The sequence below is a fragment of the Lentisalinibacter orientalis genome, from assembly GCF_040706535.1.
Lineage (GTDB): Bacteria > Pseudomonadota > Gammaproteobacteria > Steroidobacterales > Woeseiaceae > Lentisalinibacter > Lentisalinibacter orientalis.
The window spans coordinates 478,516-494,664 of the sequence record NZ_JAPDRJ010000001.1 but is presented as its reverse complement, the minus strand read 5'-3'; the positions used below and the strand labels follow the sequence as shown (position 1 = coordinate 494,664).

Here is a 16,149-nt window from a genome sequence, read left to right as displayed (position 1 = left end):
AGCCATGTCAGCGACCACGATGGAAGAGCACACGCTGCCGCTCGAGGCCGTCTGGCGCATCCAGGCGATCCTGCCGGACGATGGTACCGATCGCGAGCTGATGGAGCGCCTGCGACGCGAACATGATGTGAATCGGGCAGACTCCGTCCTGGTGCGCGGGGTCGCGGCCCTGCAGGAGGCGAAGACACGGCGCGGCCGCCTCCCGGAATCGAGCCTGGCCCGGCTGGTAACCATCCTCGTCGCGGCGTCCGAAGCCCATGAGGTGTTCGACTACGTCTACGTGACGGCACGCATCGGGCGACCGGGCGGCGGCGTCGCCATACTGGACAGGTTGTCCGGGGCAACCGTCTACCGGCTGCCGTCCGCCCCGGAAGAATCCCAGGGTCCGGCGGCACGCTGAAGCTGCCTGGCCGAGTCTTAAGCGGGTCCGCCCGAACGCTTCACGACCTGTCGCCGCGCGCGGGCCGGAACCCGTCCTCGAGGGCTTCGAGTACCTTCGCGTCGCGATTGTAGATGTCTCTCCGGAAGTGCACTGTTCCGTCGGCTTCCACCCACGCTGTGCCGTACAGGATGAGCACGGGCATGGGTTGGGCGAGACGGACCGCGGTGGTCTCGCCGCTCGCCAGGACCCGGTCGATCTGCGCCATGTCCCAGCCCGACTGGTCTGCCAGGAGCAGCTCGGCCAGCTCGAACGGCCGCTCCACGCGGATGCAGCCGGAGCTGAAGCTTCGCTCCGCTCGGTCGAATAGCTCCCGCGCGGGGGTGTCGTGCAGGTAGACCGCGTAGCGGTTGGGGAACATGAACTTGACGCGCCCCAGGGAGTTACGGGGTCCCGGTGACTGGACCACCGTGTACGGGAAGCTCCGCGGCGTCACCGCGGGCCAGTCGACGGTGCCTGGATCCACCTGCCGCCGGTCCCGGTCATACAGCGTCAGATCCTTACGCGCGAAGTATCCGGGATCGCGCCGCACCTGCGGCAGGATGTCGTTGGCCAGTATGCCGGGCGGCACGGTCCAAGTGGGATTGAACTCCAGGTAGCGTATCGAGTCGCGGAACACGGGAGTCCGGCGATAGTCCCGGCCGACGACGGCACGCGAGCGCCAGGCGGGCCGGCCATCTCGTACCAGCCGGACCTCGAAGCCCGCGATATTCACCACCACGAAGTCCCGGGGCAGTCCGCGCAATAGCCATCTTCCGCGCTCGAGATTGACGCGGAGCTGATCGATGCGGCTCTCCACGGGTACGTTCATAGCGCGCACGGTGGCCGGGCCGACCACCCCGTCGGCGTCGAGTCCGTGGCGCAGCTGGAAGCGCCGGACGGCTGCTTCCAGCGCCGCGTCGTACAGGAACGATGCGCCGGCGGTGCCATTCCAGTCACCGGTCGCGGTCAGTCGCTCTCTCACCGCGGGTATCCGAGCATCCCGCATGCCCGGCCGCAATGCGGCACCTTCTGGCACGGGCCGCCATCCTCCACGCACAGCGATCGCGTGGTAGCGCTCCAGGGCGGCTATGAGCCGGTCGTGGGTCGGGAACGACAGCACGACCTCGTCGATGAAGTCGGCGACACCCTCCTGCTCCAGAACCGTCGCGATCACCTCTGCGGGATCGCCCGCTTCGAGGGCGCGCTCGAAATTCCAGTCGTCGTCCAGGCGAACCGGATCCACCTTGCCGAAATAGTGCTGGTAGCCGAGGCGTGCGAGTGCGTCGGTCATCAGAATATCGAGGTCGGCCAGCAAAACACGGTCCCCGGCGTGGCGTTGCAGCCTTGCGATGACGACTTCGATGGCGGAGCGGTGGAAATCCTCCGGCTCCATGCCGTGGCGCTCGCTGCGCTCGATGGCCCTCAGCAGCGCCTGCCGATTGGCGGAAGACGACCACGCGGGCCGGAATCCACGCCGGATATAGACCTCGGCAACGAGCCGCGAAGCGGCAATGTCACGGCCGCTTACCGCCACCGCGCCGGATTCCAGGAGCTGGTCGACTCGGGCCCGGATTTCATTTTCCACAGCGGCCGGGGCTGCGCCGGCAGGCGATGACGGCAGAAGGACCGTTGCACCGACGGTCAGCACTGCGGCCAGCAGCAGTAACCGCCACCCGCGGATCAAAGTCAGCCGGCCCGCTGGCGCCGGCTGCCGGACCCCGATCCGGCGTTCAAGCGGGGAGATCAACGCGGATCGTAGCGCATCAGGTAGTCGTTCAGGGCGACGCCGATCCCGAACCGATTCACGCGCTGGTCGTAGGCGATAAGGCTCTCGCCATAGCCGTGCCACCACTGCGCGTAGACGCGCAGGTTCTCCGATATCGGGTAGCTCCAGGTCAGCTCGGTACCGATTTTCTCAGTCCCCGGCCGCACCAGCAGACTGAGCGTGTTCCGGTTCGGCGCCCATACGGCCCTGAGGTCGCCGTAGCCGAGATACCGGTACTCGTTGGGATTGTCGTCATCTTCATCGTCCTCGGGGAGTCGGTACCAGAGGCGGCCGAACAGGGCCAGGTCCCCGTAGTCCAGCGTGAACCGGCCCATCAGCCGATTCCAGCTCCGTGACAGGAATTGTGAGCGACCATTGGATTCGTGCACCAGGGCCAGATCCCAGTTGACCGCACGGCCGCCGAAGGGCAGGTCCGGACCGCCGTAGTAGCGCAGGAACAGCTCGGGTTCATGGTTGGTCTCCCGGAACGGAGCGGAGGTAATGCCCTCGTCGGAGAAGAGCTGCCACCAGGCCGTCTGGGTATAGGCACCGAACAGCGACGCATCGCTGCCGAAGATATTGCGCGCGATGACCGCCTTGGCGCTTACCTGGTATTTGATCTCCTCTTTCTCGAAGCCCCCGAAGTCCGGGTCGATCTGGGCGAACGGCGTATCGACCGCGTCGAAGTTACGGTCATGGGTCACCATGATGTAGGAGGGATGGTAGGCTGTGATCACGTAATCACCGCCCTCCGCCGCGGCCTCGGCGCGGCCGCGCAGTTCGATCGCGGTGGGCCTGTCGCTCGCAGGCTTCTCACCGACTGCGGTCATGCCGATTTGGTCGCGGCACAGTCTCTTGATGGCGTGGGCGCTTCGCTCGGGGTCGCCCTCGAGCACTTCTTTCGCAATGCAGTCCTCGAGCGGTGCGGCCATGGCCGGGACGCCGACTACCGTGCAGACGACCGCTGCTGCGATGCGCTGGAACAGTTTCATGTACGGAGCCTCGATGGGATTTCAGCGGACGATTATCAGTCATCCGATGGTGACCGAATGGCAATGCGTCAGGGCAAACCACTCAATCTGGGCGGTGTGCTGAATGAGATTCTCGGGGTCTGCAACGACTACCCGAAGCTGAATACGCCATTTGCTCCGCTACACCCCGGTGCCGGCCTCGGGATGCAGCATCACCTCTGCACCGACGAAAGCCGGAGAGGGCCGGATATGCGAACGGTGACGGCGCTCATCTCGTAACGACAGCTACGACGGATTCCGAGCCTGGCCGCAGACTGCACAGGAGCACGCGATCGAAGCGCGAGGTCATCGCGAGCGCCGCAGCGGCGGTGGCTCGAGCCAGTTCCTCCTGCCGGCGATCGTCCACCATGTTGATAACCGGGACAACGCGGCTGCCTTCGGTGCCCTTCAGCGCACCCTGGTCGCTCGCCAGCAGACGGCCGAGCGCTTCCGGCGTCAGGGTCGCGCCCCGCGGCAGCCCGGTAACGGTCTCTACTCGTTCGACACGATGCGCCACCGTCTCGGTCAGAGGCTCGCCCACGGCTCCTACCGAAACCACGGGTATGACCGTGGCGGCGCCGGGCACGATCAGCGGCTCCTCCGGGGCCGGCGCCTTCACCCGGCGCATCCGCGCGCCGTCCGCCTTGACGAAGGTCGCGGCGAAGCCGCCCTGCTCATGGATGCTGCGTATCGTCCCGGCACTCACGCCGGCGTGCCTGCCCGGCTTGGCGGACGGGCGTGCGTAGGCGACCGAACGGTCCGCCGGGATAGCCGCGACGCGTCCCGCCAGCACCGACTCCTCGTCGACGATCCGCTCGACGTCCAGATCCGCCGGGAACCCGGCGGTGTGCACCGTGGCCGTGAGGGACACGCGCCCGCCGTGACCGCGCACCAGGGCGTAGAGGAGTGACTTCTTGCCGCCGGCCCCGACGACGCAAACGATGCCCTCGCGCACACCGAGCAGATCGACCAGTTGCGGGAGTGCCGGGTTCACGTGCCTGCCAGGCCTGCAGGGCCTTCGCGCTCAGCGCGCGTCGGCCGGCCGGCGGACTGCTACGCGCTGCATCCCGAGCGTCACTCTTCCCGCAGCCGGGGCATGAGCTCGGCCAGGTTGCACGGACGGGTGCGGATGTCGAGCTGGGCGCCGATCAGCTCGTCCCATGCCGTCCGGCAGGCGCCGGAGGATCCGGGGACGCAGAAGACGTAGGTGCCGTTCGCCACGCCGGCCAGCGCACGCGACTGCATCGTCGAGGTCCGGATCTGCTCCCAGGAGATGGCGCGGAAGGTCTCGCCGAAGCCGTCGATCACCTTGTCCAGCAGCGGAGTCACCGCTTCGGGTGTGCCGTCACGGCCCGTGACGCCGGTGCCGCCGGTCGTGATGACCGCATCGACCTCGTCGTCGGCGATCCAGCCTGCCACCACGGCCCGTATGCGATAGACGTCGTCGGCAATAATCCGCTTTTCGGCCAGCCGGTGGCCGTGCTTCTCCAGCCGCTCGACCAGCAACCGGCCGGACTTGTCGGTTTCCTCCGTACGGCTGTCGGAAACCGTCAGTACCGCGATGCTCAAGGGGACGAATTCGGGCTTGTCGCTGGAATGGCTCATGCCGTCCTCTCTGCTCGTCAGCCGCTCACACGAAGGCGGCGAAGGGTTGAACCTCTACTTCCTCGCCGGCCGCGATCGGGCCGGCATCCTCAGGCAACACGATAAAGCAATCCGCCGCGCCCATGGAGCTCAGAACGCCCGATCCGGGCCGCCCGGCCGGCCGCACGGCGAGCCGGCCGTCGTCCGTACGCGCGAGAAGGCCGCGCTGGAATTCCCGCCGGCCGGGCTTCTTGCGCAGCGGCGCGGCAGCCACTGCCTTCACGGTAAGAGGCGGCCCGGGATCGGGCATCCCGGCGAGCGCTTCCAGCGCAGGCTGGACGAGCTGATAGAAAGTTGCCATGGCCGAGACCGGATTGCCCGGCAGGCCGAAGAACAGCGCCTCGCCGATGCGCCCGAAGGCCAGCGGTCGGCCGGGCTTCATCGCCACCTTCCAGAAGCCGACCGTACCGGTGCGCTGCAGGGTCTCCGTGACGTAATCGGCGTCGCCCACGGAAACGCCTCCGCTGGTCACGACGGCATCCGCGAGGCCCGCGGCCGCCGCGAATGCCCGTTCCACCGCCTCACGGTCGTCGGACACGATACCCATGTCGAGGGTCTCGACCCCGAGCCGTGTCAGCATGCCGTAGATGGTGTAGCGGTTGCTGTCGTAGATCTGGCCCGGCGCGAGCGACTCGCCGAGCGATTTCAGCTCGTCGCCGGTGGAGAAGAACGCCACGCGGGGCCGGCGGCGGACGCTGACCTCGCCGACGCCCAGCGAGGCGAGCATGCCCAGCTCCGCCGGCATGAGACGGCTGCCGGCGGCGAGCGCCACGTCGCCGGCCGCAATGTCCTCTCCCGCCGGGCGGACGTGCTGGCCCGGCGCCTGTCGGCCGTGGATGACCGCCGCGTCGCCCTCCCGCGTGACGTTCTCCTGCATGACCACCGTATCGGTGCCCGGCGGCAGCGGTGCCCCCGTCATGATGCGAACGCACTCACCGGCGGATACTTCGCCGCCGAACGGCCGCCCGGCGGCGGCGGTGCCGGTCACGGCCAGCCGGGTGTCTCCTTCGGCAGTGAGATCCGCGCCGCGCAGAGCATAGCCGTCCATGGCCGAGTTCGTGTGCGCGGGTACGTCCTTCCGCGACACGACGTCGGCGGCGAGCACCCGGCCGAGGGCGCTGCGCACCGCCAGCATCTCTGCGCCTCGCACCGGATGCGCCTCGGCGAGGATACGCTCGCGCGCCTCTGCCAGCTTCAGCGCCGGGCCGGTGTGGCCGTCGGCGCAGCAATCGTGGTGCTTGTGCTCGTCGTTCATCTTCCTGCTCGTAACTTCCTTCCGGAACCCGGCACGACATCTTGCGCCTTACCCTAAATGGGCGGCGTCGCTATGGCGGACGGGCCGCTTTGTTGGGTACTCTTGGCGCCCACAAGAACCGATGCGGTCATGCCGCGCCTCCCGGCGAATAATAATGAAGAAACGCACCAATTCCCCGCCTCGGGACGATAGTGGAGTGAAGGGCATGGCTCAGATTGGCCAGAACATCCTGTGGAGGACGGCGATCCTCGTTGCCTTGGTCGCGGTCCTCGCCGGCTGTGGCGAACCGCCGCCGGCAACACAGGGGGAAGTCGCCCGGCCCGCGCAGATTGTCACCGTCGGCGCCACGGACCTCGGCTCCGGCCTGCGTTTCCCCGGCCGCGTCCGCGCGGTCAAGCGCGCCGAGCTGGCCTTCGACGTGGCCGGCAAGCTCGTGGAGTTTCCGGTTACCGAGGGTCAGACGCTGAAGGCCGGCGCCCTGATCGCCGCGCTGGATGCCGAGCAGTTCCAGCTCCAGCTCTCGGCGGCCCAGGCGGAGTACGACAAGGCCCGCGCGGATTACGAACGCGTGGAGAAGGTCTGGCAGGAGACCCAGGCCGTCGCCCGGGCCGAGGTCGACCAGAAACGCACCGCCATGGAGGTGGCGCGCTCCCGTTATGCGGCCGCCCGCAAGGAGTTCGAGGACACCCGCCTCACGGCGCCTTTCGACGGCATCGTCGCCCGCCGCTACGTGGAGAACTTCCAGGCGGTCCAGGCCAAGGAGCCGGTGGCCAGCCTGCAGGATCTGGCCGAACTCGAGGTGGTGATACACGTGCCCGAGCGCATCGTGCAGGGCGCGCCGCGGCGCGTAGCCGGCGAGGTGGTATTCGAGGGCATACCCGGACAGCGCTTCCCGGTGACGCTGAAGTCGTTCTCTTCCGATGCGGATCCCCAGACCCAGACCTACGAGGTGGTGTTGTCGCTGACCCGGCCACAGGGCGTGACCATCCTGCCCGGTATGGCGGCCGAGGTCTTCCCGTCGGTGGCCGCCGGCGAGGGCGAGGAGGCGCTGCTCGTGCCGATGAAAGCGATATTCGCCGGCCCCGAGGGCGACTCCCGGGTGTGGGTGGTGGATCCCGACACCTCCCGCGTGAGCCAGCGCGTGATCGAGATCGGCGAGGTCACGGACGAGGGCGCCGTGGTGACGGCCGGCCTCGCATCCGGCGAGCGCATCGTCACTGCCGGCGTGAGTCACCTGCGCGACGCCATGCTGGTGCGGCCCCTCTGAGGGCCGGGACTCCGCCGTGGATCTCGCCGACTACACGCTACGCAAGAGCACCATCGCCTGGGTCGGCTGCGCGCTGCTGCTGATCGGCGGGTATCTGTCCTACCTCGGCCTCGCCCGCTACGAGGACCCGGAGTTCATCATCCGCACGGCCGTCATCTCGACGGCCTATCCCGGCGCGCTTCCCCTCGAGGTCGCCGACGAGGTAACCGACGTCATCGAGAGCGCAGTGCAGCAGCTGCAGGAGGTCGAGGAGGTCACCTCCGTCTCGCGCATGGGGAACTCCCTGGTGAAGGTCGAGATGAAGCTCGCGTTCTCCAGGACCCGCGCCGAGCTCGAACAGATCTGGGACAAGCTGCGGCGCAAGGTGAACGACGCCCAGTCGCGCCTGCCGCCGGGCGCAGGCCCCTCTTTCGTCAACGACGACTTCGGCGACGTGTTCTCGCTGTTCTTCGCCGTCACGGGCGAGGGCTACTCGCTGACCCGGATCCGCGACTACGTGGACGATCTCGAGCGTGAGCTGCTGCTCGTGCCGGGCGTCGCACGGGTGGCGACACTGGGGGCGCCGAAGGAAGCCATCTTCGTCGAGATCGCCTCCACCAGGGCCACGCAGCTGGGCATACCGCTGCAGGATATCTACCGGGTGCTGCAGGCGCAGAACGTCGTCATGCCTGCCGGCGATACCCTGGTGGGCGAGCAGCGCATCGCCATCACGCCCGTGGCGCCGGTGGACTCTGTCGAGGCGATCAGCAGCATTACGCTGGGCTCTTCCAGCGGCGAGCAGATCATCACGCTCGGCGACGTGGCCAGCGTCACGCGCGGCGTCGTCGAACCGGCGAGCGCCTACGTGCGCTACGACGGCAGGCCGGCCATCGGGCTCGGCATCTCCAACGTTGCCGGCGGCAACGTGGTGCAGATGGGCGACGCCGTGAAGGCCCGGCTCGCGGAGCTGGAGTCGCTGCGGCCGGTGGGCATGGAGCTCAACGTCATCTCCTTCCAGTCGGACTCGGTTCGCGAGGCGGTGGCCGGCTTCGTGAACAACCTGATCGCCGCACTCGTGATCGTCATCGGCGTGCTGGTGGTCTTCATGGGGCTGCGCAGCGGGCTGATCGTCGGCGCCGTCCTTCTGTTCACGGTGGCGGGCACCCTGATCGCGATGAATCTGGACGGCATCGCCATGCAGCGCATCTCGCTGGGCGCGCTCATCATCGCGCTGGGCATGCTGGTTGACAACGCCATCGTGGTCACCGACGGCATACTGGTGCGGCTGCAGCGGCGCGAAGACCCGCGCGAGGCCGCCACCGCGGTGGTGCGCTCCACCCAGTGGCCGCTGCTCGGCGGCACCGCCGTGGGCATCCTGGCCTTCAGCGCCATCGGTCTGTCGCCCAGCGATATGGGCGAATACGCCGGCTCGCTGTTCTGGGTGATCCTGTATTCCATGCTGCTCTCCTGGCTGCTGGCGGTGACCATCACGCCGCTGCTGTGCGTGCGTTTCCTGCGGGTGAAGCCCAGGGACCCGGCAGCCGACGGTGGCGAGGGCGGCATACTCGGCCGTTACCGCGGCGTGCTGACCGCGGTGCTGCGTCACCGCGCCGCGTCGGGCGTCACCCTGATCGTGCTGCTGGCCGGCGCCGTCGTCGGCTTCGGCTACGTGCCGCCCGGCTTCATGCCCGATTCGGCGCGGCCCCAGTTCGTGGTGGACATGTACCTGCCCCAGGGGACCGACATCGAGGCCACGGCCGCGGAGATGAAAGCGGCCGGCGAATACGTGCGCACGAAGCCCGGCGTCACCAACGTCACCAGCTTCATCGGCCAGGGCGGGCTGCGCTTCATGCTGAGTTACAGCCCCGAAGACCCGAGCTCGAGCTACGGCCAGCTGCTGGTGGACGTCGAGGACAATTCGGTGATCCCGGGCCTGGTCGGCGAACTCCAGGACGAACTCACGGCGCGCCACCCGGATGCCGACGTCAAGGTCTGGAAGTTCATGCTCGGCCGCGGTGGCGGCAAGAAGATCGAGGCCGCATTCCGCGGCCCCGACCCGGACGTCCTCAGACGGCTCGCCGACCAGGCGAAGGCCATCATGGCGGGGGATCCGGAGACGATGGCGGTGCAGGACGACTGGCGCCAGCGCGTGCCCGTGCTGCGGCCGGTGGTGGACGAGGTGGCGGCTCGCCGTGCGGGCGTCAGCACCACCGAGGTCAGCGCCGCCCTGCAGCGGGTCTATACGGGCGAGACCGTGGGCGTCTACCGCGAGGGCGACGACCTCATCCCCATCGTCTCACGGGCGCCGCTCGCCGAGCGTGCCGGCCCCGACGAGCTGGACAATGTGCAGGTCTACAGCCCGGCCGCCGGGCGTTATCTGCCGGTGGGTCAGCTGGTGCGGGACGTCGAGATCCAGTGGGTGGACGCGATAATCCGGCGGGTGGACCGGTTCCCCACCATCAAGGCCCAGGCCGACCCGCTGCCCGGCAAGCTCTGGGCGCCGGTGCTGGAACGGCTGCGCCCGCAGGTCGAGGCCATCGAGCTGCCGCCCGGTTACGCCCTGGAGTGGCACGGCGAATACCAGGCCTCCCAGGAGGCCAACGCGGGCCTGGCCGCCTCCGCGCCGTTCGGTTTCGCGGCCATGATCCTGGCCGTGGTGGTCATGTTCAACGCCTTCCGCCAGCCGCTGGTGATCTGGCTGACGGCGCCGCTGGCGCTGATCGGCGTCACCGTCGGGCTGCTGCTGTTCCAGACGCCGTTCGAGTTCATGGCCATCCTCGGCTTCCTGAGCCTGATCGGCATGCTGGTCAAGAACTCCATCGTGCTGGTGGACCAGGCGGACGCCGAGATCGCGGACGGCAAACCCGGGCAGCAGGCGGTGCTCGATGCCGCCGTCGCCCGTGCCCGGCCGGTATTCCTCGGCGCGCTCACGACCATACTCGGCGTGGCGCCGCTGCTGGCCGATCCCTTTTTCAAGAGCATGGCCGTCACCATCATGTTCGGCCTGGCGTTCGCGACGCTGCTCACGCTGGTGGTGGTGCCGCTGCTCTATGCAGTGTTGTTCCGGATCCGGGAGCCGTCCGCGGCCTGACTCCGCGGCGCTGCCCGGGCGTTGACGCGCCCGGGCAGCCGTCTCGCGAGCGGAAAGCCGTGCCGGCTCAGCCGGCAGTCTCTCCCGCGAGCGCCCACCAGGTGGTGTCGACGAACTCGTCCACCACGCCGTCGCCGTCTTCGTCGATCTCGAGGCGCACCACGCCCTCGCTGACGATCACGATGCGTACCCGGCTGTGGTCCGCGCCGGTGATCAGAATCTCGCCCGTGTACGGAGGGTTGTCACCGGTTGCCTGGATCGGCACCACCGTCTCGTAATCCACCGTGCCGCCCAGCGCGCTGCTGCCCATGCGGCCGAAGACCTCTGCCAGGAACGTCTGCGGCACGACTCCCGTGTCGACCGTAAGTGTGTGGTCGTAGTCCTCGAAGGTCACGCTCAGGCCGGTCTCCGACAGCAGGAGTTCGCTGCCGGACAGCGCCGTGAGAATCACCGGGAAGTCGAGGCTGTCCAGGGTAAGTGTCAGGTCGCCGTCGGCGGTCGCGGCGCCGGAATCGTCGGTCACCACGAGGTCGGTCAGCACCATGTCCAGGGTGACGAGGAAGACATTGGTCAGCGGATCGCCCTCGATCGCGGCGATCGTGAGTTCGATCTCCCCGTTGATGACGTAGCCGTCGTTTTCGTCACAGTTCTCGAACAACGCGGTGATCGTGTCTCCCACCGTCAGCGTGTTCGGATCCGCCACGTCACCGGACAGCGTGATGGTGCCGCCCGCGGCGCAGAATTCGACGACGTCGCTGAATGGCACCTCGGAGCGGCTCTCCGCGCTGCCTGCTTTCTGCAGCATGAGCGTTGCGTCGTCTGTCGAGGCGAGCAGCGGGTCGCTGATCTCGCTTACGTCGAACATCATCATGACGCCGGTGACCGTCGCGGTGGACACCGCTTCGCCGTTATCCACCGTAATCGTCAGCGTCGGGCCTGTGTCGGTGGGAGGCGTGATGCTGCCACCCCCACCACCACCGCCGCCGGTGGCAATCGTCGTGACGATGCCAAGGACGGCAAATGCGAGTACCGCGACCAGGCGGTACCAGCGCCTTTGCAGCGTTTTCATCTCGATACCTCCACAATCAGGGCCGCGACGCCGGCGGCGAGGCAGCCCAGAGCGGTTGCCAGGAGATCGCCGACGTCGAAACGGCCGTAAACGACGTACGCCTGGACCGGCCCCGGCAGGGGTCCCTCGGTCAGGAGGCGATGCGTCGCCAGGATCAGGCGCTCGGCGGGAGCGGATTGCAGCCACTCCATGATGGCGGCAATCAGAAACCAGCCGAAGGCGCCGTAGACGGATGCGCAGGGACGCGGCCGCAGCATCAGGATGATGAGCAGCGCGAAACCGTAGGCATGAAAGAGGGAGGGGAGCCAGGGGGCCGACGGCCCGAATACCCCCGCGAGCGCCGGCTGCCGGTCGGCCAGGGCCTCGAGGAAAAGCACGGTGCCCCAGTCACGGTCGACGAGGTAGACGAGAAGCCCCAGCAGCAGCGATACACCCGCCGAGGCTGCCAGCCCAATAGTGCCGGCTCTGCCTCGTTCCGGGCACTCCAGACCGACAGTGACGTCAGCCATTACCGTGTTGCGGAAACAGCCTGCTCCGATGTTCGGAGTAGGCCCGCCCTCCTGCTTACAGGTTAGTCCTGCGGCCTTCTTGCGCAATCGGGATAAGTACGCAACGGGCATCGTCCGGCATGTACGGCTGTGTCTGCCTTGCCGGCCGTTGTGGGTCGGCGGTCTGTCGGGCCTGAAGGCCCTCCTACGTTAGTCCTGGCGTAGCAGGCGAATCGGCGCGGTCTCCGGCAGGGCCAGCCGCCACTCCCGCGCCGGGATTTCCCGCTGGTCGCCCAGGGTCACGGTGGCGCGTATCGAGCGGCTGAGCGCGTTGGCGTTCAGCCGCTGGTAGTAGGCGAGATGACCCGCGTAGAAGGGCAGGACGTCTTCGAGCACGCCGTCGGTATCCAGGGCTGCCGCGAAGGCCTCGTAGAAGCGCGCCACCGCCTGCGCCACCGGGGTGTCCCCGGCCAGCTGCTCCGACGGCGCGATGGTCCACGTGCGGTCGGCCTGCAACACGCAGGTGCCGGCGAAGGCCTCGGCTCGATCCTCCGACCACTCGCCGGGGGCGATCAGGCTCAGCACCCATTCGCCTTCCACCAGGTACAGATAGTTGGTGACGCCGACCGCCGGCTTGTAGCGGAACTTCGCCGACAGCACCAGCAGCGAGGTGAACAACTCCGCCAGCACCTGATTCCGCGGCTTGGCGACGACGCCCCTGGGGGCGCTCGCGTACCAGTCCAGCAGGAAGCCGTTCGCGCTCTTGCCGTCCGGGTTGGCCGGCCGCAGGGAGACCGCGGTGCCGGCGTCAGCGGAGTCCTTGCGATGTGCTTCTTCGTCCATGAGTGACCGGCATTCGGGGTGGTGGCGGTTGCCTGCCCGATCGGGTGGCTGCACGTTGTTCGAGCGTCTGCCCGGAACGGATTCCGGCCGCGCTGCCAGTCGATTATACGGGAGCGCGCTGGTGCACCGGATCGACACAACGGTCCCGGACCGGTGCCGGATCCGGTTCCGTTCCGCCGTGTCCGAATCTAGAATGGCCGGACCCTTCAGCGGAAGTCCCACCATGCGCCAGTTCAAGTTCGGTTTCTGTGTTCTCCTGTTGCCCTTCGCCGCCTTCGCCGACGAGGGCATGTGGACGCTCGACAACTTTCCGTCGGCCGAGGTCGAGGAGAAGTACGGTGTCGTCGTCGACGAGGCCTGGCTGGAGCGGGCGCAGCTCGCGACGACGCGGCTGGAGAACGGCTGCACCGGCTCGTTCGTCTCTCCGGACGGGCTGATCCTGACCAACAACCACTGCATCTGGGGGTGCGTGCGCAACCTCAGCACCGACGAGCGCAACCTGTCCGACGAGGGCTTCCTGGCCGCCGAACGCGGCGAGGAACTGCAGTGCCCCGGCCAGCAGGTCTCGGTGCTCGTCGACTACGAGGAAGTCACCGAACAGGTATCGGAGGCGATCGCGGGTCTGTCCGAGACAGAGGCCAACGAGACCCGCAAGGCCATGCTCACCCGGCTCGAATCCGCCTGCGAGTCGGCTGCCGAGGGAGCGCTGCGCTGCGAGGCCGTCACCCTCTACAACGGCGGCCAGTATTTCATCTACGCCTACCGGCGCTATGACGACGTGCGGCTCGTCTTCGCCCCCGAACTCGATATCGCCGCCTTCGGTGGCGACCCCGACAACTTCAATTTCCCACGCTGGTCGTTCGACATGTCCTTCCTGCGCGCCTACGAAGACGGCGAGCCGGCGTCGACGCCGGACTACCTGACTTGGCGCCGCGGCGGACCCGAGGCCGGGGACCCGGTTTTCGTCACCGGGCATCCGGGCAGCACGTCCCGTCAGATGACCATCACCGAACTCAGGATGCTGCGCGACGTCGTCTACCCGATCTGGCTGCTGCGTTACTCGGAACTCCGCGGCCGCATGCTCGCGTGGCAGCACACCGGTCCGGAGGCCGAGCGGGCCGTGCAGCAGAACATCCTGCTGGTGGAAAACGGCATCAAGGTGCTGCGCAATCGGCTGTTCGCCCTGCTGAACGACGAGATGATGGCGGAGAAGGCGGCCGGTGAGCGCAAGCTGCGCGAAGCGGTGGCGGCAAATCCGGAGTACGAGGCCGAGTACGGCAAGGCCTGGGAGCTCATCGCCGACGCCGTCGCGGCGCATCGCAACATGTACGAGGAGCATCTGTTCATCGAGAATGCCGCCGGGCTGATGGGTGACCTGTTCGGCTATGCGAAGACCATCGTCCGCGGCACGGTCGAGCGCGACAAGCCGAACGAGCAGCGGATCCGGGCTTACACGGATGCCGCGCTGCCCCAGGTGGAGCAGCGGCTGCTGGCCGAGCGGCCCGTCAGCAAGCCCTACGACGAGCTGCGCCTCACGTTCTCGCTGGAGAAGATGCGTGAATGGCTCGGACCGGACAGCTCCTACGTAAAGACCATCCTCGCCAACGAGTCACCGGACGCGCTGGCTGAATACCTCGTGGAAAACACGCGGCTGGACGAGGCGGAGTACCGGCGCGAACTCTGGGAGGGCGGCATCGAGGCCGTCAGGGCCAGCGACGACCCGATGATCCGGCTCGCTCTCGCCATCGAGCCGGCCGCCCGGGAGCTGCGCGAAGCCTACGAGCAGCGCGTCGAAGCGCCGTTGACACGGGGTCAGGAGATGATCGCGGATGCGCGATTCAGGATCTACGGCACCGCGATCTACCCGGATGCCACGTTCACGCTGCGGGTGAGCTACGGCGCGGTCGAGGGCTGGGAGGAGAAGGGCGAATACGTGGTCCCGTTTACCAAGACACGCCGCCTGTTCGAGCGGGCCACCGGCGAGCGGCCGTTCCGGGTGCCGGAGAGCTGGCGGAAGGCGCGCGAGGCGCTCGATCCCGGGACGCCGTTCAATTTCGTCAGCACCACGGATACCACCGGCGGCAACTCGGGCAGCCCGGTCATCGCGGCGGACGGCGCTCTGGTCGGTGTCGCCTTCGACGGCAACATCCACTCGATCGCGGGTGAGTTCTGGTTCGATCCGGACCTGAACCGGTCCGTCGCCGTCGATACGGCTATCATGCTGGAGGCGCTCGAAAAGGTGTACGGTGCCGGGCACCTGCTCGATGAGCTGGCCGTCGTGGAGTGAGCCGGCGGTCGCTCGCAGCTATTGGGATTGTCGGGCGGGGGCAGTAGACTAGCCGCATTGCCCGCGGCGGGTGTAGTTCAATGGTAGAACATCAGCTTCCCAAGCTGAGAATGAGGGTTCGATTCCCTTCACCCGCTCCAGATTTCAGAAAATGGAGCGTTCCTGCGCGAGGGCCTCACTCCGAACCTGGTGCGTCGCAAGCTCAGAGGCTTGAATAACGCTCGAGGCGAGAAGATGGCGCTCTTGTCGTTCTGTTCAAGCCGGGGCAACCGGGAGCCGGGGAGGCGCTCGAACAGCATGTGGTTGGTAAAGAGGTCCGCAATTACCACGTGCCGGTGATGCGGGGAACTGCCACCTGGATTTTGCGCGCTATCTGACCAGCAGCCCGTCGCTCGCGAGACGCCCGACTATGGACTTCGCCTCGTCGGTGATCAGGGAGTAATCCATCGGGTCGTCGAGATCCTTCTTGACCGTGAGTTTCGACTCGATGGCCCACACCGGCTCTTTCGTTTCGGCCGAATAGACTCGGCTGGCCAGCACTACCGCGCTCTTCGTCGCGATGGTAGGCGGTTCCCGGTATTCGGTCAGTTCGACCGTCCAGACGTTGTAGTAGCGTGTCGCCCCCAGGTTGTAGGTCGCATCGGGGCGCCTCGTCTTCACCTTGCCCTCGGTTTCGACGTCGACCAGCTGCGTGACCAGTACGGCATCCGAACCCAGTTCTTCGACCATCGCCACGAAAGCATCCCGAGTCAGCGGGGTGCGCGTATTCATCCGTGACGTGCTCGCAACGGCGCGGATACCGCGCTCGCCAAGCTCCTTGACTATGGCCCTCTCGAGAATGCGGCGCCGGTCGAATGAGTTGAACAGCGAGACGACCAGCACGTTCGCGTAGGGCGCATCGGCGGATTCGCTCAGGGGCTGGACCGTCGTTACCTGACGCCCGGCACAGGCTGCAAGGAGCATGCACATCGTTGCCACGAGAATCTTCTTCACGTTCCGTACCCTGTGCCGGTAGTGATATGCCCGGCGA

At 67.4% G+C, this 16,149-nt stretch carries 13 protein-coding genes and 1 tRNA gene; 5 read left to right on the top strand and 9 right to left on the bottom strand.

What is annotated here, in order from left to right; translation table 11 throughout:
* Positions 1–4: 4 nt before the first annotated feature.
* Positions 5–400 carry a hypothetical protein gene (locus ACJMK0_RS02040; protein ID WP_405235149.1) on the top strand — a complete coding sequence of 132 codons (396 nt, stop codon included), beginning with the start codon at positions 5–7 and terminating at the stop codon, positions 398–400.
* 40 nt (positions 401–440) lie between these two features.
* On the opposite strand, the gene ACJMK0_RS02035 is transcribed toward ACJMK0_RS02040, so the two are convergent.
* The 5 genes from ACJMK0_RS02035 to moeA form a co-directional block, all read right to left on the bottom strand.
* Positions 441–2,006 carry a L,D-transpeptidase family protein gene (locus ACJMK0_RS02035; RefSeq protein ID WP_405235148.1) on the bottom strand — a complete coding sequence of 522 codons (1,566 nt, stop codon included), beginning with the start codon at positions 2,004–2,006 and terminating at the stop codon, positions 441–443.
* 158 nt (positions 2,007–2,164) lie between these two features.
* Entirely contained in the window at positions 2,165–3,178 is a 1,014-nt protein-coding gene (locus tag ACJMK0_RS02030; protein ID WP_405235147.1) for a phospholipase A, read from the bottom strand.
* Between the two features lie 247 nt (positions 3,179–3,425).
* Positions 3,426–4,190 carry a selenium cofactor biosynthesis protein YqeC gene (yqeC, locus tag ACJMK0_RS02025; protein WP_405235146.1) on the bottom strand — a complete coding sequence of 255 codons (765 nt, stop codon included), beginning with the start codon at positions 4,188–4,190 and terminating at the stop codon, positions 3,426–3,428.
* 80 nt (positions 4,191–4,270) lie between these two features.
* The gene (moaB, locus tag ACJMK0_RS02020) at positions 4,271–4,801 is read right to left on the bottom strand and encodes a molybdenum cofactor biosynthesis protein B (RefSeq protein ID WP_405235145.1); all 531 of its coding nucleotides are present in this window, start codon (positions 4,799–4,801) and stop codon (positions 4,271–4,273) included.
* A gap of 25 nt (positions 4,802–4,826) precedes the next feature.
* Positions 4,827–6,095: a molybdopterin molybdotransferase MoeA gene (moeA, locus tag ACJMK0_RS02015; RefSeq protein ID WP_405235144.1), complete on the bottom strand. Its 1,269-nt coding sequence runs from the start codon at positions 6,093–6,095 to the stop codon at positions 4,827–4,829.
* A gap of 205 nt (positions 6,096–6,300) precedes the next feature.
* Here moeA and ACJMK0_RS02010 point away from each other — a divergent pair, with 205 nt between their 5' ends.
* Positions 6,301–7,362: an efflux RND transporter periplasmic adaptor subunit gene (locus ACJMK0_RS02010; RefSeq protein ID WP_405235143.1), complete on the top strand. Its 1,062-nt coding sequence runs from the start codon at positions 6,301–6,303 to the stop codon at positions 7,360–7,362.
* 16 nt (positions 7,363–7,378) lie between these two features.
* Positions 7,379–10,432, top strand: coding sequence for an efflux RND transporter permease subunit (locus tag ACJMK0_RS02005; RefSeq protein WP_405235142.1), 3,054 nt, complete (start codon positions 7,379–7,381; stop codon positions 10,430–10,432).
* 67 nt (positions 10,433–10,499) lie between these two features.
* On the opposite strand, the gene ACJMK0_RS02000 is transcribed toward ACJMK0_RS02005, so the two are convergent.
* The 3 genes from ACJMK0_RS02000 to ACJMK0_RS01990 all read right to left on the bottom strand — a co-directional run bounded on the left by ACJMK0_RS02000 (position 10,500) and on the right by ACJMK0_RS01990 (position 12,832).
* Complete coding sequence (locus ACJMK0_RS02000) at positions 10,500–11,501, bottom strand: hypothetical protein (RefSeq protein WP_405235141.1); 1,002 nt, start codon at positions 11,499–11,501, stop codon at positions 10,500–10,502.
* Entirely contained in the window at positions 11,498–12,010 is a 513-nt protein-coding gene (locus tag ACJMK0_RS01995; protein WP_405235140.1) for a hypothetical protein, read from the bottom strand. Before ACJMK0_RS01995 ends, ACJMK0_RS02000 begins: the two co-directional genes overlap by 4 nt.
* A gap of 189 nt (positions 12,011–12,199) precedes the next feature.
* Positions 12,200–12,832 (bottom strand): DUF2452 domain-containing protein, encoded by a 633-nt coding sequence (locus tag ACJMK0_RS01990; RefSeq protein ID WP_405235139.1) that lies wholly within the window; start codon positions 12,830–12,832, stop codon positions 12,200–12,202.
* 223 nt (positions 12,833–13,055) lie between these two features.
* Here ACJMK0_RS01990 and ACJMK0_RS01985 point away from each other — a divergent pair, with 223 nt between their 5' ends.
* Entirely contained in the window at positions 13,056–15,119 is a 2,064-nt protein-coding gene (locus ACJMK0_RS01985) for a S46 family peptidase (protein WP_405235138.1), read from the top strand.
* Between the two features lie 66 nt (positions 15,120–15,185).
* Positions 15,186–15,259, top strand: a tRNA-Gly gene (locus ACJMK0_RS01980).
* A gap of 229 nt (positions 15,260–15,488) precedes the next feature.
* Here the strand turns inward: ACJMK0_RS01980 and ACJMK0_RS01975 are convergent.
* Positions 15,489–16,112, bottom strand: coding sequence for a hypothetical protein (locus ACJMK0_RS01975; RefSeq protein ID WP_405235137.1), 624 nt, complete (start codon positions 16,110–16,112; stop codon positions 15,489–15,491).
* Between the last annotated feature and the right edge of the window lie 37 nt (positions 16,113–16,149).

What these genes read in the sequence shown, in the direction of transcription:
- ACJMK0_RS02040 (WP_405235149.1), top strand. Translation starts at nt 5, where the DNA reads ATGTCAGCGACCACGATGGAAGAGCACACGCTGCCGCTCGAGGCCGTC.
- ACJMK0_RS02030 (WP_405235147.1), bottom strand. Translation starts at nt 3,178, where the DNA reads ATGAAACTGTTCCAGCGCATCGCAGCAGCGGTCGTCTGCACGGTAGTC.
- moaB (WP_405235145.1), bottom strand. Translation starts at nt 4,801, where the DNA reads ATGAGCCATTCCAGCGACAAGCCCGAATTCGTCCCCTTGAGCATCGCG.
- moeA (WP_405235144.1), bottom strand. Translation starts at nt 6,095, where the DNA reads ATGAACGACGAGCACAAGCACCACGATTGCTGCGCCGACGGCCACACC.
- ACJMK0_RS02010 (WP_405235143.1), top strand. Translation starts at nt 6,301, where the DNA reads ATGGCTCAGATTGGCCAGAACATCCTGTGGAGGACGGCGATCCTCGTT.
- ACJMK0_RS02000 (WP_405235141.1), bottom strand. Translation starts at nt 11,501, where the DNA reads ATGAAAACGCTGCAAAGGCGCTGGTACCGCCTGGTCGCGGTACTCGCA.
- ACJMK0_RS01995 (WP_405235140.1), bottom strand. Translation starts at nt 12,010, where the DNA reads ATGGCTGACGTCACTGTCGGTCTGGAGTGCCCGGAACGAGGCAGAGCC.
- ACJMK0_RS01990 (WP_405235139.1), bottom strand. Translation starts at nt 12,832, where the DNA reads ATGGACGAAGAAGCACATCGCAAGGACTCCGCTGACGCCGGCACCGCG.
- ACJMK0_RS01985 (WP_405235138.1), top strand. Translation starts at nt 13,056, where the DNA reads ATGCGCCAGTTCAAGTTCGGTTTCTGTGTTCTCCTGTTGCCCTTCGCC.